This window comes from Gemmata obscuriglobus, assembly GCF_008065095.1.
Lineage (GTDB): Bacteria > Planctomycetota > Planctomycetia > Gemmatales > Gemmataceae > Gemmata > Gemmata obscuriglobus.
Map to the genome: position 1 here is coordinate 3,165,798 of NZ_CP042911.1, position 20,554 is coordinate 3,186,351.

Consider the following 20,554-nt stretch of genomic DNA (forward strand, 5'->3'; position numbering starts at 1 on the left):
GCGCACCGGTGGCGGGTTAGAGCGGTGAGTGCGTTAGTGCGGCTTTCAGCACCTGTGCCGCGCGTTCGGGATCGTCGGCGGTGGAAATTGCGGCGCTCACCGCCACGCGGCGTGCCCCCGCCGCAATCACTTCCGCGATGTTGCGGGCGCCGATGCCGCCAAGTGCGAACGTCGGCAGCGCGGTTTCGGCGGTCGCGGCCCGAACGAAATCGAGCCCCGGGAAGCGGTCGAACGCTTTCGTTTTGGAGGGGAACGTCGGGCCGATCCCGATGTAGTCCGCGCCGTCCAGCACCGCCTGACGGACCTGTTCGACCGAGTGCGTACTGACCCCGATCAGCGGGTCCGGTCCCAGCACCCGCCGGGCGTCCTTCACGGTGATGTCGTCCTGCCCCAGGTGAACGCCGTCGGCGTCGCACAACCGGGCAATGTCCGGCCGGTCGTTCACGATGAACAGCACCCCCGCTTCGCGGGTCCAGGCGCGCACGTCGCGGGCCAGGGGTAACAGTTCCCGGTCGGGCATCCCCTTCTCCCGGAGTTGGAACACGTCGGCGCCGCCGCGGGCCGCCTCGCGCAGGGTCCAGTCGAGCGAGGCGACGCACTGTGCCCGCGTCAACAGCACGTACAGCCGCGCGGTCGCGAGCCGCTCGCGACTCCCGGCACCGATCGTAAGTGCGCGTTCGAGCGTGTACGCCCGGTATCGGAGCGCTTCGAGCGTGCGCCCCAAGTCGGGGCCGAACACCTTGCCGAACTCTTCCAGGCTCCGGAGCGACTCCTGAAGGCGCTTCAGGTTGACCACCGCCACGTGGGCCGGCGACGCCCGCTCGTACTCGCTCGCGGCGGTGGCCGTGGTGCCGACGTCGCGGAGCGTTTCGCGGGACGCCACTAGCACCCGCGGGGGCAGCTTTTGCGCCGCGGCGGCCAGCCCGTGGCGCAGCTCTTTCACTTCTTGCGTCAAGAACCGGTCGTCGAGCACGAACCGCGCGTAGTCCTCCAGCACGCGGGCGGCCTCACGCGCCCGGTTGAAGCTCGCGTCCAGAACCCGGGCCGCGTCCACTTCGGCGGTCGGCTCTGTGATCGCGAAAACCGTCACTTCCGACACGGGTTCGGCCGCGCGCGATTCGGATTTAATCAGGACCGACTCAAGTCGCTCGGGGGTGAACCCCAGCGCCGCGCAGGACGCGCGGAACGCGTCGCTCGCCCGCAGGACCGCGATGAGAAAGGCGTCGGTGAGGAACTCGGGGTCGTGCCGGTGGGCGATCGACCACGCGCGCGCCGCGTTGAACAACACCGCCACGTCCGGCGCGACAGGGGTTTCCCCGGCACGGAGCGCCCCGCGGACGGCGGGAACCGACACGCCGATGTGCTCCAGCAGCACCGCCGGCCGCCCCTCGTCCTCCTCAAGCAGGGCGAGCACGTAGTGCCCCAGCCGCACCGCGCCGGCCCCCGCCTGTTCGGCCCGGTCGCGCGCCCCGGCGACCGCACGTTCCACACCCGGACTGGTCTGATGCATAGCCACGTTACCCCCCGCAACACTGTCATTGTACTGCCACAGCCGATACAGCCGGAACGACCGGTAGGTTCTTGTCGGGAGGTTCTCTCCGGCGCGCCCGGTAACATCCAGACCGCCCGGAACGCGGACGATGAAAATGCGGGACGAACGGACTCGTCACCCCGGTGTCAAGGGACGGCAACGATGAACGGACTGGTGCGCACACACACTCTCGCCGTCCGGCTGGCGGCCGGGTTCCTTCCGCTGACCGTCATGCTCGGGGCGGCGAGCGCGCGACAGCCGGTGCTGCCGACCGTTCCGCAGCCGGTGCCGGCCCCGCGCGGGCACGCGGTGCTGGCCCAGGTACCGCTCCCGGCGCCCGTTCCCGTCGAGGCGGCCCGGGGCGAGGCCGGCCCGGAGCTGTCGCTGGGCGAGTGCGTCTCGATCGCCCTGGCCCGGCAGCCGTCGCTGCGGGCGGTGCTGGAGAGCACGGCCGCGGTGGAAATCGGGTACAAGTCGCTCAGCAACTTCGGCACCGCGGCCACGCTCTTCAGCCCTGATGTGGATGTCCGCAAGCAGCAGGCCAAGCGCGGGCTGATGGCCACCTCGGCCGAGTACCAGAAGCTGCACAACGAGATCGTGCAGGACGTGACCCGGATGTACTACACCGCGGTGTACGCCAAGCAGCAGCAGGAGCTGGCCAACCGCGTGGTGCTGCGGCTGGACAACCTGATCGAGATCGGCCGCGAGTACCTCAAAACCGCGCCCGCGGCGGAGCTGAAGGAGTCCGGGTTCAACACGCTGAGCCTGCAAATGATGGAGAACGGGTTGTACGAGGCCCGGAAGCTCCAGGTGGACGCCCGGATCGGCCGCGAGCGGGCGCTGGCGGGGCTGCGCGAGCTGATGGCCGTGGACGCCCGCACGTTCCCGTTCCGGATCAAGGACCAGGCGCTGCCGGTGATGGTCCAGGAGGTCCCGCTGAGCATGGACCGGGTGGTGGAACTGGCGCTGGAGCGGCGGCCCGAACTGGTGCTCGCCGCCGCGGGGGTGGACGCCTTCCGGCTCGAAGTGTACGCGCAGGGCAAGATCCCCTTCAAGCGGGCCACGCGGACGTTCGTCTCGGGCGCGGACATCCACGCCAAGGAGATCCCCGCGACGAACCGCGGCGCCGACTACCGGCCCGGCGGGATCATCCCGGAAATGCCCCCGCAGCTCGTGGGCAGCAAGTTCGACCGGGTGTGTAAAGCGATGGCGTTCGCGCAGCGGGCCGAAGCGGTCTACGACAAGGCCCGCAACGTGATCATGCTCGAGGCGGAATCGGCGTACCTCGATTTCGACCAGGCGGCCCGGCGGCTGGAGATCTCGACCGAACAGTTCGCGCTGAGCAAGCGGATGCAGGAGCAGGCCCGGGCGGTGGCCGAGTTCACCAAAGCGAAGGACCGGCTCGTGCTGGCCGAGATGGACGCGTCGCGGGCACAGTCCGCCTACTTCGAGTCGGTCCACCGGTACCTGCTCGCGCTCGCGGCCCTGGAGCGGGTCACCGCGGGCGGCATCTGGCCCAAGTTCCCGGACCGGTAGGCGCGGGCGGCGCCGTTCTGAGTTTCCAGTTCCGGGCCCCAGGTTCGCGACCGGGCCGGTCGGCCGTGTCGGGCGGTTCGATCGCCCTTCGTTCGGGATTTCAACCTGGGATCTGAGGGGTTCCGAAGAAAAAGGGGTGCGCTGTGGGTCGCGTGTACGCTGTCATCGTGTGCTGTTTGCTGCCGGTCGCGGTAGCGGTCGTGCCGTCGGCCCCGTGGGCGGCGGCGGCCGAGCCGGTCGCGCCGGCGCGGATCGGGCTCCCCGCGAACATGTTCAGCGGGCTGCCCGCCCCCGTCGTTCAGCGGGCCTCGCGGCCGTTCCAGAACATGCTGGAGAAGCAGGCCGGGCTCAAGGGCGAGGTCACGGTCGGAAAGGACTACGTCGAAATCGCCGAGATGCTCCGCGGCGGTAAACTGGAACTCGCCGTGTTCCACGGGTTCGAGTTCGCCTGGGTCAAGCAGCACCCCGAGCTGGTGCCCCTTGTGGTGACCGTGCCGACGAACAAGCTCCAGGCGTGCCTGGTGGTGAACGTGAACTCGAAGGCGGACGGACCGCACGCCCTCAAGGGCGAGAGCGTGGCGATCCCCAGCGGGACCAAGGCGCACTGCCAACTGTACTACGACCGCCTCAAGGGCGCGGCGCCGGCCGGGTGCTGCGAGGTGGCGAAGGTGAAGGGCCGCACGGTCGAGGACGCGCTCGACGCCGTGTCCGACGACGAGTGCCCGGCGGCGCTGGTGGACGCCGGGGCCCTGGTCGCGTACCAGAAGCTGAAGCCCGGGGCCGGCCAGCAACTGAAGGTGCTCGCCCAGTCTGAGCCGTTCCCGCCCGGGGTGCTCGTGTACCGCAAGGGGGCGCTGACCGAGGAGGCCGCCAAGCAGGTCCGCGACGGGCTGGTCAAGTGCGTGAACACCGACGAGGGGCAACTGCTCACCAGCCTCTGGCGGCTGAAGGGCTTCGAGGCGGCCACTCAGGCGTACCAGTTGGACCTGGACAAGTGCCTGAAGGTCTACCCGGCGCCCAAGCAAAAATAACCCCGGCGCCCCGCAACCGCACGAACCCGCGCCCGCCGCACACCCCTCAAACGCGCACCCGCCCGACCCACCCCCCGCACCCGCGGGGGGTGTTCGCGCTTCCGCGGGAGCTTCCAACCTTTAAGTTGGTAGTGCGGGCGGTATAGTGATGTTGAAGTGATCGAATGTACAGTTGAAGTGCCCGGAACAATAGGATGCGCGGGCCGCACCCTGGTGAGACGCTGTCATGGCCGAGACGATCGAGACCGTCACAATCGCGGACGAGGTGCGCACGCGGTTCCTGACCTACGCCATGTCGGTGGTGAAGGGCCGCGCCCTACCGGACGTGCGCGACGGGCTCAAGCCCGTGCAGCGGCGCATCTTGTACGCCATGTTCCAGGACCTGAAGCTGACGGTGGACAAGAAGGCGCTGAAGTGCGCCAAGATCGTCGGCGAGGTGATGGGCAACTACCACCCGCACGGTGACAGCGCGCTGTACGAGGCGCTCGTGCGCATGTCGCAGAACTGGGTGCTCCGCGTGCCGCTGGTGTACGGGCAGGGGAACTTCGGCTCGGTCGACGGCGACCCGCCCGCGGCGTACCGGTACACGGAAGCGAAGCTGACCCGGCAGGCGGAACTGCTGCTCGACGAGCTGGGCCAGGACACCGTCGACTCGGTGGCGAGTTACGACGGCACCCGCCACGAGCCGGCGGTGCTCCCGGCGCAGTTCCCGAACCTGCTGGTGAACGGCACCGCGGGCATCGCGGTCGGCATGGCGACGCAGATCCCGCCACACAACCTCGGCGAGGTGCTCAAGGCCTGCACGCTGCTGATCGACAACCCCGACGCGACGGTTGCGAACCTGCTCGACAAGATCAAGGGGCCGGACTTCCCGCTCGGCGGCAAGATCCTCGCGGACCGCGCGGCGCTGCGCAAGATTTACGAGGAGGGCGTCGGCTCGATCAAGGTCCAGGCGGAGTGGAAAGAGGAGAAGATCGACCGCGGGGTGCAGATCGTCGTCACCTCGATCCCGTATGGGGTGAACAAGGGCGACCTCGAAAACACCATCGGCTCGATCATCGACCAGCGGAAGCTCCCGCAACTGACCGGCCAGTCGAACGAGTCGAACGAGAAGGACGGGCTGCGCCTGGTGCTGGAGATCAAAAACGGCACCGACCCGAACCTGGTCATGGCGTACCTGTACAAACACACCGAGTTGCAGAAGACGTACTCGTACAACATGACCGCGCTCGTCCCTGCCGAGGACGGGAAGGGGATGAAACCGCGGGACAGGCTAAGTCTGTGGGACCTGCTTACTGAGTTTCTCAAGTTCCGGCTCGCAACGGTCCGCCGGCGGTTCGAGTACCAGTTGCGCCAGTTGCGCCGTCGGATTCACATCCTGGAAGGGTTCCAGATCATCTTCAACGCGCTGGACCGCGCCATCAAGATGATCCGCGAGAGCAGCGGTAAGCCCGACGCCGCCGAGAAGCTGAAGGCCGCGTTCAAGCTCGACGACGAGCAGGTGGGAGCGATCCTCGATTCGCAGCTCTACAAGATCGCGCAGCTCGAGATCCAGAAGATCATTGACGAGCTGACGGAGAAGAAGAAGCAGGCGAAGGAGATCGAAACCATCCTCGCCTCGGAGAAGAAGCTCTGGGGCGTCATCAAGAGCGAACTGGAGGCGCTGATCGAGAAGTTCCCCGAGCGCCGCAAAACCCGCATGGCCTCCGACGAGGACGTGCTGGAGTTCAACGAGGAGGCGTACATCGCCCGCGAGAACACGAACGTGGTTCTCACGAAGAACGGGCGGATCAAGCGGGTCGGCCGGCTGGCGTCGGTGGAAACGACCCGCGTCGAAGAGGGCGACGCGGTCGCGGCGGTGGTCCCCGGGAGCACGCTCGACCACGTCTCGTTTTTCGCGGACGACGGCGCGGCGTACACGATGCGGATCAACGAGGTCCCGGCCACCGCCGGGTACGGCGAGCCGATCACCAAGTTCTTCAAACTCGCGGACGGCGCGAAGGTGGTTGCGGCGGTGACCACCGACCCGCGGTTCACGCCCGCGGACCTGCCCGCGAAGGGCGACACGCCCGGCGGCCCGTTCCTGGTCGTGGCCACGCGCAACGGGTTCGTGCTGCGCCTGCCGCTGACCGCGTTCCGGTCCGAGTCCACGAAAGTCGGCCGGCGGTTCGTGAAGCTGGAGGAGGGCGATAAAGTGGTGATGGTGCGGCTCGCGGGCGCCGAGGAGGGCGTGATGCTCGCGACCTCCGGCGGGTACGTCACCCACTTCCCGCTGGACCAGGTGTCGATCCTGTCCGGGGCCGGGAAGGGCGTCATCGGCATCGAACTCGAATCGAAGGACGACTGCCTCGGCGGGGTGCTGGTGGGCGGGCGGTTCGACAAGCTCGTGGTGGAAACCGAGAACGGGAAGACCCAGGACTTCGGTCCCGGCGCGGTCAAGACCCGCAAGCGCGGCGCGAAGGGCGAGAAGCCCGGCGCGCGGACCAAGTTCGCGCGGGTGGTCCCGCCGGAGATCCAACTCGCCGACTGGGACGCGGTCGAGGGCAAGAAGAAGGACGCCGACTAGACGGCCGCTACCCAACTGACGGTCGCCGACTGGCCGTTCGCTACCCGTTCGGCGGCGCGAGCGCCGGGCGCTCCGGACCGCCCGAACGATGTGACCGCCGCCGCGTCGCGTGCAGACTTTTCACACGACGTGTTACCAGTAAACGGTCTCGTACACCCACGACCAAGCATCCGATCAGCTATGAGCGCACTCACCGCCGGCCGCACCGCGGCGTACCGAACCGAAGACATTCAGGTCCTTGAGGGGCTGGAGCCGGTCCGCAAGCGCCCCGCCATGTACATCGGCGGCGTGGACGCGAAGGGGCTGCACCACCTCGCGTGGGAGATCCTCGACAACGCCGTGGACGAGTACATCAACGGCTACGCCGACCACATCACCGTGACGCTGCACAAGTCCGGGCAAGCGATCACGATCTTCGACAACGGCCGCGGCATCCCCGTGGACATGCACCCCAAGCACAAGAAGACCGGGCTCGAACTGGTGCTGACGGTGCTGCACGCGGGCGGCAAGTTCGGCGAGTCCGAGAGCGGCTACATCCACTCCGGCGGGTTGCACGGGGTCGGCGCGTCGGTCGTGAACGCGCTCTCGAAGAGGCTCGTGGCGACGGTGCGGCGCGACGGGTTCGAGTACCGGCAGGAGTACGCGAAGGGGACGCCGCTCGCGAAAATCGAGAAGGTCGGTCCGTTCCGCGGGCACGGGACCGGCATCTACTTCGAGCCCGACGACACGATCTTCAAGACCGTCCGGTTCGACCCGGACACGCTCCGCGCCCGGCTGGAGGACACGTCGTTCGTCCACAGCGGGCTGCGGATCACGTTCAAGAACGAGGTGACCGGCGAGACGCTGGAACTCGCGAACCCGGGCGGGCTGCCCGCGTTCCTGGGGCGCCTGGTGCTGGACGGGCAGAAGCCGCCGGTGACCGAGGCGTCGTTCTCCGCGGTGCGCGAGACCGGGGACAAGATCGAGGTCGCGCTCCAGTGGACGGAGTCCACCGAGGAGACGTACCGGTCCTATGCGAACGGCATCCGCACCCCCCAGGGCGGGACGCACGAGAACGGGCTGAAGTCGGCACTGCGCAAGGCCGTGCAGAGCTACATCGACACCCACGACGATGTGAAGAAGCAGAGCAAGGGGCTGAAGATCACCGCGGACGACATCCGTGAAGGCATCGTCGCGGTGCTGTCGGTGTTCCTCCGCGACCCGATGTTCCAGTCGCAGACCAAGGACCGGCTCACGAACACCGAGATGGAAGGTTCGGTCGATAACTTCGTTCGCCCCGCCCTTGAGGCGTGGCTGAACAACAACAAGACCGCCGCCGACTCGATCGTGGGGCGCATCGTCATCGCCGCGCGGATGCGCGAGGCGTCGCGGGCCGCGAAGGAGGAGGTGAAGCGGAAGGCACCGGGGAGCAAGCGCCTCAGCCTCCCGGGCAAACTCGCCGACTGCAAATCGACCGACCGCGACGAGACCGAACTGTTCATCGTGGAAGGCGACTCCGCCGGCGGGTCGGCGAAGCAGGGCCGCAACAACAGCACGCAAGCCGTACTGCCGCTGCGCGGGAAGATCCTGAACTGCGAAGGGCTCCCCGCCTCGAAGGCGCTGACGAACCAGGAAATCGCCGACCTCGTCACCGCGATCGGCACCGGGATCGGCGACAAGTTCAACTACGGCGGACTGCGGTACGGCAAAATCATCCTGCTGATGGACGCCGACGCCGACGGCTGCCACATCACGACACTGATGCTCGCGTTCCTGTTCCGCCACATGCCGGACCTGATCCGGCACGGGCACGTGTACATCGGCCGGCCGCCGCTGTACCGGGTGAACGTCGGGAAGGACATCCACTGGGTTCAGGACGACCAGGGTAAGGAGGAACTGGTCGAGAAACTGACCAAGGCGAACCGCAAGTTCGAGGTGACGCGGTTCAAGGGGCTCGGCGAAATGGACGCGAAGGACCTCGCCGCGACGACGCTCGACCGGCGGACCCGCACCCTGCTGAAGGTGAGCACCGATGGCGCGGCCCTGGAAACGGACCGGACGTTCGCTGATCTGCTCGGCAAGGACGCGAAGCCGCGCTACGACTTCATCATGGCAAAGGCCGATCAGGCCGTGGACGAAGACCTGGACGTGTGACCGGCGGGGCGGCCCGGGCGCCGCCCCGGCCGAGGGCTCACTTCGCCCGGACGCTCGACAGGCCGCCGTCCACGCTGACGATCTGGCCGGTCACCCAGGTGGTCTCGGGCGCCAGGAGCCAGGCGATCGCGTCCGCCACGTCGCCGGGCTCCCCGATGCGCCCCAGCGGGTGCATCGCGGTGGACGCTTTGAGGGTCGCCTCGCTCGATGTCAGCCGCGCGGCGAGTGGGGTGCGGACGAGCCCCGGGGCGACGGCGTTCACGCGGAGGTTCCGGCCGGCGTAGGTGGCCGCGGCCGAGATCACGAGGCCGTTCACCGCGCCCTTCGCGGCGGCGATCGCCTCGTGGTTGGCCAGCCCGATTTTCGTCGCCACGGTGGACATGAGCACCACCGAACCGCCGTTGGGCATGCCCTTGACGGCGGCCCGGAGCACGTTGAACGCGGTCGTCACGTTCACCGCCAGCGTGTCCGCGAACTCTTGGTCGGTGGTGAGGTGCGCCGGCTTCAGCAGGATCGAGCCGCACAGGTTCGCGGCACCGGTGATCGGCCCGAACTGTTGCCCCGCCTCGGCGAACAGGAGGTCCACAGCGCCGGAATCGATCGCGTTCAGGGTGCGCACCGCGACCGTCGCGCCGGCGGTCGTCAGGTCGCTCGCCAGGGCGTCCAGTTTGTTCGGGTCGCGGCCCGCGAGCATCAGCTTGCACGGCCCGCGGGCCGCAAGCCGCCGACACAACGCCGAGCCGATTCCGCCCGCCGCACCGACGATCACGTAAGCCGGGATGTCACTCATAGTTTTGCCGCCGCCGGAAGGGCGCGGCCCTTCCACCCGACCGGTTTCCCGATCACCCAGCGCAGGACCGCGTACCACTGAACCGCGAGCAGCAGCAGGATCGCAACCGGGTGCAGGAGCACGCCGACCCACGACTGGCGGAAGTGAACGGCCGCGTGGCACCGCTTCGAGAGCGACATGACGATTGCGCTGCCGAGCACCGACAGGGCGAAGGGACGCACCGCCCGCTCAACCATTTGCTCGTGCGGGTCCGCCTCGAACGTGAAGCCGCTCAGCGCCAGTACGAGCATCAGGGCGGGTAGTACCTGTCCGCAGAACAGCGTGACGGTCCAGAACCCGATCTGCCCGGTCGCGGCCATGCCCTCACGGGCGTTCTTCGCCAGCCCGAACCAGACCGCCGATGCCGAACGGTACATCCGGCACGAGGCGAGGTGCGTGGCGTCGCAGATGTCGGTCCCGAACCCGGCTTTGCGGTAGGCGCGGGGCAGGGTCAGCCCGTCGTGGAAGGACGATCGCACCGCCCCGTGCCCGCCGACCGTTTCATACGCGGCGCGCGCGGTCATGAACCACTGCCCGCACCCGGCACCGAACGCGGCACGCGGCGAGCGGCGCATGCCCCACAGTGGGAGAAAAGACAGCAGCAGCCAGTTGATGAGCGGGATGAGCAGGCGCTCCAGGAGCGTTCCGGTCTCTTGGTGCGGGAACCCACTCACCAGGGCGCACTTGCTTTCGCGGAGAAACCGCGCCATCCGCGCCAGCGCGTCCGGGCGGAGACGCACGTCCGCGTCGAGGAACGTGAGAATGTCGTACCGGGCTAGTTTCGACAGCGCGAAGCACGCATGTTGCTTTCCGGCCCATCCGTCCGGTAGCGGCGGCGCCGACTGGACCCGCACCCGCGGGTCCGCAGCCGCCAGCGTCCGGACGATGTCCGCCGTGCGGTCGGTGCTGGCGTCGTCGAGGACGATGACCTCCAACTCCACGTGCTGGGACGCGAGCACCGACCGCACGCACGCCTCAATGCCGAGTTCTTCGTTCCGCGCCGGGATGAGGACCGAGATGACGGGTTGCTCCGCCGCGGCCGCGTCGCCACCACAGTGCAGGGCGGGGGGCTCCCGGAATAGAACTGAATTCCACAGATAGAGCAGGGCGGGGGCCGCTGCGCAAAGCAGCGCTCCCAATGCCAAGCCGACGAGTGTCACAGCCGACGCTCTCCCGTTACGACTTCGTGTGAGGGATCAAACGGCCGCCCTCGGACCCAGGCTTTCAGCCGGTGCCAGGAGTCGTACACGCCGCCGACACCGGTGCGGCCGGCGAGCAGGTCCGTGAACGCCTCCGGATCACGCCTCACGGCCTCGGCACTGAGCGCGTCGAGGTTTCGTGTGAGCGCGGCTTCGATGAGCGCGGTCCAGGCCTTGCCGTCCAGCCCACGGTGGTCCGCGGCGCGGAGCGGTTCGCCGACGCGGACGAGCGCCTCCGGCGTGCTTTCCGTCCAGAAGGTGTATTCGAGTGCGACCGGCAGCACCGCTCCTGCCGTCATGCGGGCGGCGAGGTGGCCGACGCCCGATTGAAGCGCGAGCGGGCGCTCCCGCACGTCGGTGAACCGTCCCTGAGCGGTCACCCAGAACACGTGCCGGGGGTGGGACAGGATCGCCGTACCCGTCCGCAGAAACGCGGCGGCGCCGCGGAGCGACTTCGTATCAACACCGACGAACCCGAGCTTTGTGAAGAACCGGTACCGCTCGACCGCGACCGCGTCGATCGCCGCGAAGTGCTCGCGCGCTCCGAACCGGTCGCTCAGGACCATGCCGATCATCGGGTCCCACCACGACGGGTGGTTCAGCGCGACCAGCAGGGGCTCGTCTCCGTTCGGAACGGCGGCCCCGCTCTTCGACAGCCGCACCGCGTGGAAGTGCTTCTGCACGTACCGCCGGGCGTACTTGCGGAAGCCGCGCACCAGCCAGCCCCAGCGGTTCGGCAGTTCGGCGGTGCGAACCGACATCGTTACACCCCAGCCGGTTCCGGGGTGCGGGTGCCCTTGGAGGCGACGCCGTCCTGGTCGAGCGCGTCCGCCGCGATCCAGCCGGACATCAGGACCATCGGCATCCCGGGCCCGGGGTGTGCCGCGCCGCCCGCGAGGTACAACCCCTTCACGTCCGGCGAGCGGTTGGCGGGCTTGAACGCGCCGTTCCACTTGCCGTGACTCGCCAGCCCGTAAATCGCGCCGTTGAGCACGCGGTAGCGGTCGTGAATGTCCTGCGGGGTCAGGGCCGATTCGTACACGATCCGGCTCTCGATGTCCGGCATCTGGCCGGTCGTCTTGAGCTTGTTGAGGATCACCCGCCGGTACTCGGGCAGCATCTTCTTCCAGTCGTGGTGCGGCCGGAGGTACGGGGTGTGAACCAGGACGTACAGCGCGTCGCCGCCGGGCGGGGCGGTTTCCGGCTCGGTGCGGGCGGTGGAGGCGATGTAGCAGGTCGGGTCCGGCGCCGGTTCGCCCTTGCGGTAGATGTACTCGAACTCCTCGTGCGGGTCGCGCGAGAACACGAAGTCGTGGTGCAGCAGGTGGTCGTAAGCCTTGTTGAGCCCCAGGTAGAGGACCACGCCGGAGCACGCGGGCTCGTAACCGCGGCGCTGCTCGAACCGCTTCGCCGCTTGCGGTGCTTGTTCGCGGAGCAGCTCGCGGTGGGTGCGGGCGCTGTCGGCGTTGGACACCACGGCCGCGAGTTCGATCGTCTCGCCGGTGTCGGTTTCCACCCCGCGCACCCGGGTGCCGTTTTGCTCGGTCAGCACCCGCCTGATGCCGGTGTCGGGGCGGTACTCGACGCCCAACTCCTCCCCGAGTTGCACGAGCGCCTCGGGCACCGCGCGGGTGCCGCCCTTCGGGTACCACACGCCCTCGTCGGTCTGCATGTGGGCGATCCCGCAGAGCACCGCGGGCGACGACTCGGGGCACGACCCGACGTACTGCGTGAAGTGGTCGAGCATCTGGGCCACCCGCGGGTCCGGGTTGAACTTCCGCACGGTCCCCGCGACCGACCGCCCCATGCGCATGTTGAACACGTCGCCCATGAGGCCGAACGAGAACCCGGCGCGCCAGTCGATCATGTCGCGCACCGACCCGATCGACTTCCAGAAGTAGTGGCGCTGGGAGATCTGGTTCAGTCGCTCGGAGAGCGCCTGGAAGCGCCGGTAGCCGTCCGCGGACCCGGTGCCGGGGGCGTAGGCGTCGAGGTGCGCGGCCATCGCGTCGGTGTCCTCGATCAGGTCGAGCGAGGTGCCGTCGCTGAAGAAGCACCGCCACTGCGGGTCGAGCCGGATCAGCTCGAGGTGGTCTTCCAGCCGCCGGCCGGCTTCCGAGAAGATGCGCCGCAGCACCGACGGGATGGTGAGGATCGTCGGCCCCATGTCGAACCGGAACCCGCTCTCGCTCAGGACCGCGGCTTTACCGCCGAGCCACGGGCTCTTCTCGAACAGCGTGACCGCGTACCCGCGGGCCGCGAGCACGCACGCCGACGCCAGCCCGGCGAGCCCGCCGCCGATCACGCCCACGCGATTCCGTTCCGCCGTGTTCCGTGTCATTGTGTCTGATTCGTGTGTGGTGCAGGGTCTTTGGGACTGAGGTCGAACCGCGTGATCCGCCGCCATCGAATCTCACACAGGGCTTCCGCCCTGTGCTACGTCCGCCGGCCCCTCCGGGGCGGACAACAAGTTAAAAGGCAAAACGGTTGCACCTCTTTTACCTTTTGACTTTGCTCTTTTGCCTTATGTTGCACCCCGGAGGGGTCGCCGGGCGTAGCACAGGGCTTCCGCCCTGTGGCACCAGCTTCACGCGGTCGGGGCCGAGACCGGCAGCTCCGCGGCGCCGGGGACGCCGAGCCACTCGGCGTCCAGCCCGAGGTCGTTCAGCAGCAGCCGGCTGGTGATGCGGGCGGACTCGTAGATCACCGGCAGGCCGCTGCCCGGGTGTGTGCCGCCGCCAACGAGATACACCCCGCCGAGCTCGCTGAAGCGGTTCTGCGGCCGCAGGTGCAGCATCTGGCCCCAGGTGTGCGCCAGGTTGAACGTCGCCCCGCGGTACACGTTGTACCGGTTCTCCCAGTCCGCGGGGGTGATGATCTTCTCGAACCGCACGCGCCGCTCCACGTCCGGGAGGCCGACTTTGTCCAGTTGCCGGAACAGCTTCGCGCGGAACGCGGGCGTTTCCTTCTGCCAGTCCACGTTCGGGTGCTGGTGCGTCACCGGGGCGAGGACGTAAAGGGTGCTCATTCCGGGCGGGGCGAGGCCCGGGTCGGTCGGGGTGGCGTTCTGCACGTAAAACGACGGGTCGTCGGACAGGACGTGCCGATCCTCAATGTCCCGGAGGTTGTTCAGGTAGTCCGCGGACGTGTGAATCGTGTGGTGCGGCACGTGGTCGAACCGCCCCTCGACGCCCAGGTACATCATGAACGTCGAGCACGAGAACTTCTTCTTCTCGATCTTCGCGTCGGTCCACTTGCGGCGCAACCGGTTGGGGACCAATTTGGTCATCGCGTAGGCGAAGTCGGCGTTCACGACGAGCGCGTCCGCCCGGTGCTCGCCGGTGCGCGTGCGCACCCCCACCGCTTTGCGCCCGTCAAAGAGCACCTCTTCGACTTCTTCGTTGAGCGACACGCGGACCCCGCACTCGCGGGCGACACGGGCCATCCCGTCGGACACCGCCGCGCACCCGCCGAGCGGGTGCCACACGCCGTACTCGTATTCCAGGAACGACAGGATCGAGAACAGGCTGGGGCAGTTGAACGGCGACATCCCCAGGTACTTCGATTGGAACGAGAACGCCAGCCGGACGCGCTCGTCACCGAAGTACCGGCCGAGTTCCGAGTCGAGCGACGCCCACGGCCGCAACGTCGGGAACAGCCGCATGAGCTGCCAGCGGACGAGGTCCGTCCAGCCGGAAAAGGGCTGCTCCAGGCAGGGCCGGAACAGCTCCATCTTGTGGCGGTTGTCGGCGAGGAACCGGCGGACGTGCGGGGCGTCCTGCGGGCTGATCTTCGCCACTTCGGCTTCGAGCTTCGCCACGTCGGGCGTGCAGTCCAGTTGGCCGCCCCCGCCGAACGAGATGCGGTACTGCGGGTCCAGCCGCACCATCGGGATCTCGGTCAGCAGGTCGCGACCGATCAGCTTGAAGATGCGCTCGAGCACCTTCGGGTACAGGAAGAACGTCGGCCCGAGGTCGAACCGGAAGCCCTCCGCTTCCAGTGCCGAGCACCGGCCGCCGACGTGGGGCAACCGCTCGACGACGTGAACGTCGAGGCCCGCTTTCGCGAGCAGCAGCGCCGCCGCCAGACCGCCCGGCCCGGCGCCGACGATCAACACGGACTTGCGGCGGCCGGTCTTCGCGGCGTGCGGGGCAGGGGACAGCGTGGCGACAGACGGCGCGGTCATGCACGATTTCCGTTGGCATCCTTGAACCGGCCGCAGGCGGGCGGGTTCGTGACAGTTTACCGACAGCGGCCACCCGCCGCCCCTGCAAATGCGGAACGCGGGTCTTCTGCCGCCGTCCAGATGTCGCGCGCACGGCACGCTCCTGACATCTGCCGAATAGCGACGGTCTGCGCGGCGGTGGGCTACCTGAAAGCCTTTTGCGCAACACACGAGTCGCGCGTGTTTCTGGGGGTTCGGCCGTCGCGACCGAAACGTTGGGCACGGGCGAGCAAAAGGGCTGGTGAATGAACCGCACCCGGACGACCTCGACCGTTTTCAACTCGATGCGACTCCGAGCGCGGGCGCATCGGATCGGGTGCTGGTGGCACACCGACTGGACATTCGCTAACTCCCGGCTGGTCGCGGACTACCCATTCGCTGGGACGGAGCTACCACCGAATCCCCGGTCGCCGGGATCCGCTCGCGGTTCCCGTGCCCGTCGCGGGCAATCCCGATTCCTCCAAGCGGTGGTGCGTAACGTGTTTCGATACATCCACTTGCTGCTACTACGGTTCGGTCGGGTGCTTCCACTTTGCTGGGCCTCCGGACGGCGTCCGCCGTTCGCGGGCGCGGTGCCGAACCGCTGGCAGTACCGCACGGTGCCGAAACTGACCCGCGCCGACGGGCGTTCTGCGAAACCCCGTTCCAGCCTTTACCTTCGACCGCACCTCGCGCCGGGATTCAACAGACCATATTCCGGGCCACCGTGCGCCGGCTCACTTACGATGTCTCCACACCATACGCGGAGAAGAATCATGTCCGGTCCCACGCTCAGTCCGGCGGAGGTGCGCGCCGCCGTCGCGAAGTTGCCCCGTGTGCGGCTCGCGCACCTGCCCACACCGCTCGAAGAGCTGCACCGGTTCTCGGCCGCACTCGGCGGGGGTGTGCGCGTCTTTATCAAGCGTGACGATTGCACCGGCCTCGTCCTGGGCGGGAACAAGGCCCGGCACAACGAGTTCCTGTTCGGCGATGCCCTGGCGAGCGGCGCCGACATGTTCGTGTGGGGCGCGCTGGTCCAGTCGAACAACTGCCGCACCACCGCCGCGGCCTGTGCGAAACTTGGGCTGGAGTGCCGCCTCTACCTTTCGCGCGCCCACCAGAAGACGGAACCGCAGGGGAACCTGCTCCTCGACTATCTGGTCGGGGCGCACGTCGAGTTCACGAACGCGAAGATCGGTCCCGAACTGAACGCACTGCTGGCGGGAAAGGCGGAGGAGTTTCGCGCCGCGGGGCGAACGCCGTACTTCTGGGACCCGCCGCGGGTGGTGCCGATGGCCGCCGCCAGTTACGCGCTCTGTATGGCCGAACTGACGGAGCAACTCGGGGCGCTGGGTGTGAACCCGGAGGCGTACTACGTGTCGTCGGCGGGGGCGACCGGCGCCGGCGTCGCGCTCGGGAATTGCCTGCTGGGGCTTTCGGGCCGCGCGCGGCTGATTTGCCCGATGCCGTGGCCGTGGGACATTCCCACCCGGATGGCCGAGGACGCCACCGCCGCGGCCGCGCTGATGGGCCTCCCGCACCGGCTCACGGCTTCCGATCTCGACGCCGACGAGAGCTACATCGCGCCGGGTTACGGCTTGCCCTCGCCGGCCGGTCAGGAGGCGATGCACCTGCTGGCGACCACCGAAGCCATTCTGACGGACCACGTCTACACCGCCAAGGCGCTCGCGGCGCTGGTGGCTGACGTGCGCGCGGGCCGCTACCCGCGCGGCTCGTCGGTGGCGTTCATCCACACCGGGGGCGTGCCGGCGATCTTCGCGGAGCCCGAGAAAGTGTTGCCCGGCATGTAGTCGGTCGCTTACGCTGGACGCTCCCCGCGGAGACCGCCGTGATGACCCGCCGCGCCGTTCCGGTCGCCCTGCTCGCGCTGGTGCTGCTCGCCGTTGAGTACGCCGGGGGCGAACCGCCGAAGTACGCCGATCCCGAACTGAAGCCGAAGGACCGTGCGCACTGGGCGTTCATACCCCCGAAGCGGCCGGTGCTACCGAAGGCGCCACCGGGGGCCAACCCGATCGACGCGTTCGTTCGCGCGCGACTAGACGCGGAAGGGCTGAAGCCGTCCCCTCGGGCGGACAAACTCACGCTGATCCGGCGCCTCACGCTCGATCTGACGGGGCTTCCGCCGACGCCCGCTGAGGTCGAGGCGTTTCTGACGGACGAGCGCCCCGGCGCCTACGAAACGCTCGTGGACCGGTTGCTCGCTTCGCCGCACTTCGGCGAGCGGTGGGCGACTCACTGGCTCGATGTGGTGCGGTTCGCCGAGACCAACGGGTACGAACTGGACGCCGAGCGCCCGCACGCGTGGCGGTACCGCGACTACGTCGTCAACAGCTTCAACGCCGACAAGCCTTACGATCAGTTCGTGCGCGAGCAGATCGCCGGCGACGAGATGGCGGACAAAGACGCCAAACGTCGGCCCGAACTGCTCATCGCGACCGGAATGCACCGGTGCGGCCCGGTTCACCTCGTGAGCGGGAACCTCGATCAGGAGGTGCTGCGCCAGGAGGTGCTCACCGAGATGGTGAACGGAATCGGCTCGACCTTCCTGGGCCTGACGTTCGCTTGCACCCGGTGCCACGACCACAAGTTCGACCCGCTCTCGGCTGGGGATTACTACCGGCTCCAGGCGTTTTTCGCCAACGCGAAGTACACCGAGACGGACTTCGCCACAGCGGAGCAGCGCGACGCACGGAACAAGCGGGTGGAAGCGATCACCGCGAAGACCGCGCCGCTGAAGAAGCAGATCGCGGAACTCGATGCGCCGGTGCGTGCGAAGGTCGCGAAGGAGAAGCGCGAGAAGCTGGAGCCGCGCTTCAAGGACGCCCTTGATGTGCCGGCCGACAATCGCACCCCGGCGCAGAAGGCCCTCGCCGCGCAGGCAAAAACGCTCACGAACGTGAGCTGGGATGAGGTGCTCGCCGCGATGGCACCGGATCATCTTGCGAAGCGCGCGAAGCTCCGGGAGCAACTCCACACACTCGAAGCCCGGATGCCCCCGCCGACACCGGCGGCGTGGGCGATCGAGAACTCGGGACGCGCGAAAACCCACGTCCTTCGACGCGGCGAGGCGCATCTGAAATCGGTGGAGGTGCAGCCCGGCCTGCCGCGTGTGCTCGTTCAGGGTGATGCGTCGGTTCCAAAGACCCGACGCGAACTGGCGGACTGGCTCACGGCGCCCGAGCACCCGTTAACGGGGCGCGTGATGGTGAACCGGTTGTGGCAGCACCACTTCGGCCGCGGGCTCGTGGCCACCCCCAACGACTTCGGAACCCGCGGCGACCGTCCGACGCACCCGGAACTGCTCGACTGGCTCGCGACCGAACTCGTTGAGTCGAAGTGGAGTTTGAAGCGCGTCCACCGCCTGATCGTGACCAGCGAAACCTACACGCAGTCGGCGACCGCTGACGGCGGGGCGAAGGTCGATCCCGACAACAAACTGTTGTGGCGGATGAACCGCCGGCGCCTCGAGGCGGAGGCCGTGCGCGATTCGATCCTGGGGGCCGCGGGGACGCTGAACCGCGAAGTCGGTGGGCCGTCCGTGAAGGTGCCGCTCGAACCCGAGGTGTACGATCTGATCTTCACCGAGGGCGAGCCGGACGGGCTGTGGCCGGTCACACCCGATGTGAAGCAGCACACGCGCCGCTCGGTCTACCTGTTCAACAAGCGGAACGTGCGGCAACCACTGCTCGAAGCGTTCGACCAGCCCGACACGCTGAACTCGTGCGCCGCGCGCCCGGTTAGTACGTTCGCCCCGCAAGCGCTGATACTGATGAACAGCCCGTTCGTTCACGATCAGGCGAAGGCGCTTGCGTTGACGCTGTTCGAGGAAGCCGGGCGCGACCCCGTGAAGCAGGTCGAGGCGCTTTACCGTCGCGCCGTCGGCCGCGCGCCGAACGCGACGGAGCGGTCTCTCGCGGCGGAGTTCCTGAAGGAGCAAGCCGACACCGTGCGCGAACGCGTCCGGGCAAAGGTGCCGGTTGGGATAGACTCGGCGGCGCTTCCCAAGGGGGCCGAACTAGCGCAGGTCCGGGCGCTCGCCGACCTGTGCGTGGTGGTGTTCAACACGCACGAGTTCGCGTACATCCCGTGACGAGAGCAATCAGTCGATGATGAACGTGGCGAGCTTGTCGAGGTTCACCTGATCCGGCGGGTAGTCCTTGCGGGTAGGCACCCGCGGGTAGACCTCGGGGAACGTGTACTGCCCGGCGGGCCATTCCGACGGCCAGTCGTTGGGCAACTCGGACGAGGTGAACCGCTGCTCGGCGCCCGGGGGAACTTTGCGACCGTCGGCGCCGCGGAGTGGCGTGCCCACCAGCACCCGCGGGCCGCCGGGCTCGGCGGCCAGGGCTTTGGTCGACACCACCGACGACACGTTGAAGAACTGCGAGCGCAGCCCGTCGCGGTCGGTGGCGAACCGCTCCACCATGCGGCGCGTGAGCAACTGCATCCGGTCGCGGTCGAGCGGGTGAACGAGGTCCAGTTTCGGCGCCACGAACGCGACGCGGGTGATCCAGCCCGGGCGCCACGAGTGCGGCAGGAACACCTTGCTCAGCCCGCGCGCCAGCGGACCGAATACGGTGTTCTCCCCCGGTTCGAGGACATCGAACAGGTCGCGGACGATTTGCCGGTTGTCGTCGTACATGCCGACCCCGCCGGCCAGGAGCATTGTGACATCGACCAGCACCACGAGGGCCGTACACGACCGGAACGCCGCGACGGTCGGCACGACCACCTGCTCCACGTAGCGCTCGTAGTGACTGGAAAACTGCTCGAACAGTGCGGTGCCCCCGCGCCGGAGAGCGGCCGGCAGCGGGCAGAACTGCGAGTCGGCGTCGAGGCCGCAGAACCGCGCCTCGGCCAGCGCCTCCGGTGCCATCGGCCGTGCAGCCTGGCCTTTCGTGTCGAGCAGAAACGTGGAAGGCGAAATGAGCGGCTTGTAGCGGAGGATCAGGTTGGCCAGCGCGAGGCGGTACGCCGCCAGGATTTCTTTCGCGGTCACCTGGGGGTTCTTGAGCGCGTCGAGAAACGCCGCGGAGCAGTCCCGGTAGGCGGTGTCGTTGGTGATCAGGTTCAGCACCCGCTCGGACCACCCGGTGAAGTCGCGGCCCAGCATCGCCGCGTCCGCGATCCGCTCGCCCGGGAGGTCGTACAGCTTCAGCAGGCAGTCGCTGAACGTCCAGTCGGACCGCTCGAACTGGCACACGAACTGGGACCGGTCGGTGCTCTTCGCGGGCCACCGGCCGGCGTTGACCAGCGCGTCGCGGTGCCCGCTGTAGTTGAACGGCACCCACCCGTCGTCCGATTCCTTGACGGTGAACTTGCGGAGCTGGGTGCCGGGCTTGCCGAGCGGAAACCGATCCGGGTCGTGGTCCTGAAGGTGGTTGATGAGCGACGTGAGCAGCACCGTTTTGCCGGAGTTGTACAGCCCGACCACCCCGACACGCGCTTCGGTGGTTTTGATGCCGCGGAAGATGCTCATGTGGCCCCCGGTCCGAGAGTCGATG

The 20,554-nt window shown here is 68.2% G+C and carries 13 protein-coding genes; 6 read left to right on the top strand and 7 right to left on the bottom strand.

The genetic code is table 11. From position 1 onward, the window contains the following. Positions 1-16: 16 nt before the first annotated feature. On the bottom strand, positions 17-1,510 hold the full coding sequence (locus tag GobsT_RS13045) for a thiamine phosphate synthase (RefSeq protein ID WP_029600793.1): 1,494 nt from the start codon (positions 1,508-1,510) through the stop codon (positions 17-19). A gap of 195 nt (positions 1,511-1,705) precedes the next feature. Here GobsT_RS13045 and GobsT_RS13050 point away from each other — a divergent pair, with 195 nt between their 5' ends. The 4 genes from GobsT_RS13050 to GobsT_RS13065 all read left to right on the top strand — a co-directional run bounded on the left by GobsT_RS13050 (position 1,706) and on the right by GobsT_RS13065 (position 8,797). Then, positions 1,706-3,067, top strand: a complete 1,362-nt coding sequence (locus GobsT_RS13050; RefSeq protein ID WP_148087725.1) for a TolC family protein — start codon at positions 1,706-1,708, stop codon at positions 3,065-3,067. Between the two features lie 143 nt (positions 3,068-3,210). Then, complete coding sequence (locus tag GobsT_RS13055; protein WP_010037851.1) at positions 3,211-4,098, top strand: phosphate/phosphite/phosphonate ABC transporter substrate-binding protein; 888 nt, start codon at positions 3,211-3,213, stop codon at positions 4,096-4,098. Positions 4,099-4,324: 226 nt separating this feature from the next. Next, positions 4,325-6,664 (top strand): DNA gyrase/topoisomerase IV subunit A, encoded by a 2,340-nt coding sequence (locus GobsT_RS13060; protein WP_010037852.1) that lies wholly within the window; start codon positions 4,325-4,327, stop codon positions 6,662-6,664. Positions 6,665-6,844: 180 nt separating this feature from the next. Next, entirely contained in the window at positions 6,845-8,797 is a 1,953-nt protein-coding gene (locus GobsT_RS13065) for a DNA gyrase/topoisomerase IV subunit B (RefSeq protein ID WP_010037853.1), read from the top strand. 37 nt (positions 8,798-8,834) lie between these two features. On the opposite strand, the gene GobsT_RS13070 is transcribed toward GobsT_RS13065, so the two are convergent. The 5 genes from GobsT_RS13070 to crtI form a co-directional block, all read right to left on the bottom strand. After that, on the bottom strand, positions 8,835-9,587 hold the full coding sequence (locus GobsT_RS13070) for an SDR family NAD(P)-dependent oxidoreductase (protein WP_010037858.1): 753 nt from the start codon (positions 9,585-9,587) through the stop codon (positions 8,835-8,837). Beyond that, positions 9,584-10,786, bottom strand: coding sequence for a glycosyltransferase family 2 protein (locus tag GobsT_RS13075; protein WP_010037859.1), 1,203 nt, complete (start codon positions 10,784-10,786; stop codon positions 9,584-9,586). Before GobsT_RS13075 ends, GobsT_RS13070 begins: the two co-directional genes overlap by 4 nt. After that, positions 10,783-11,586: a lysophospholipid acyltransferase family protein gene (locus GobsT_RS13080; RefSeq protein WP_010037860.1), complete on the bottom strand. Its 804-nt coding sequence runs from the start codon at positions 11,584-11,586 to the stop codon at positions 10,783-10,785. Before GobsT_RS13080 ends, GobsT_RS13075 begins: the two co-directional genes overlap by 4 nt. A 2-nt stretch (positions 11,587-11,588) precedes the next feature. After that, positions 11,589-13,166 carry a phytoene desaturase family protein gene (locus tag GobsT_RS13085; RefSeq protein WP_010037863.1) on the bottom strand — a complete coding sequence of 526 codons (1,578 nt, stop codon included), beginning with the start codon at positions 13,164-13,166 and terminating at the stop codon, positions 11,589-11,591. Between the two features lie 246 nt (positions 13,167-13,412). Continuing rightward, positions 13,413-15,011 carry a phytoene desaturase family protein gene (gene crtI, locus GobsT_RS13090; protein ID WP_010037865.1) on the bottom strand — a complete coding sequence of 533 codons (1,599 nt, stop codon included), beginning with the start codon at positions 15,009-15,011 and terminating at the stop codon, positions 13,413-13,415. Positions 15,012-15,805: 794 nt separating this feature from the next. Between crtI and GobsT_RS13095 the strand changes: the two genes are divergently transcribed. Further along, positions 15,806-16,840 (top strand): 1-aminocyclopropane-1-carboxylate deaminase/D-cysteine desulfhydrase, encoded by a 1,035-nt coding sequence (locus GobsT_RS13095; RefSeq protein WP_010037867.1) that lies wholly within the window; start codon positions 15,806-15,808, stop codon positions 16,838-16,840. A 41-nt stretch (positions 16,841-16,881) separates the two neighbouring features. Beyond that, positions 16,882-19,140 carry a DUF1549 and DUF1553 domain-containing protein gene (locus GobsT_RS13100; RefSeq protein WP_010037868.1) on the top strand — a complete coding sequence of 753 codons (2,259 nt, stop codon included), beginning with the start codon at positions 16,882-16,884 and terminating at the stop codon, positions 19,138-19,140. A 9-nt stretch (positions 19,141-19,149) separates the two neighbouring features. Here the strand turns inward: GobsT_RS13100 and GobsT_RS13105 are convergent, their stop codons facing one another. Next, a complete protein-coding gene (locus GobsT_RS13105) occupies positions 19,150-20,529 on the bottom strand; it encodes a YcjX family protein (protein WP_010037869.1) in 1,380 nt (459 codons plus the stop codon). Positions 20,530-20,554: the final 25 nt, after the last annotated feature.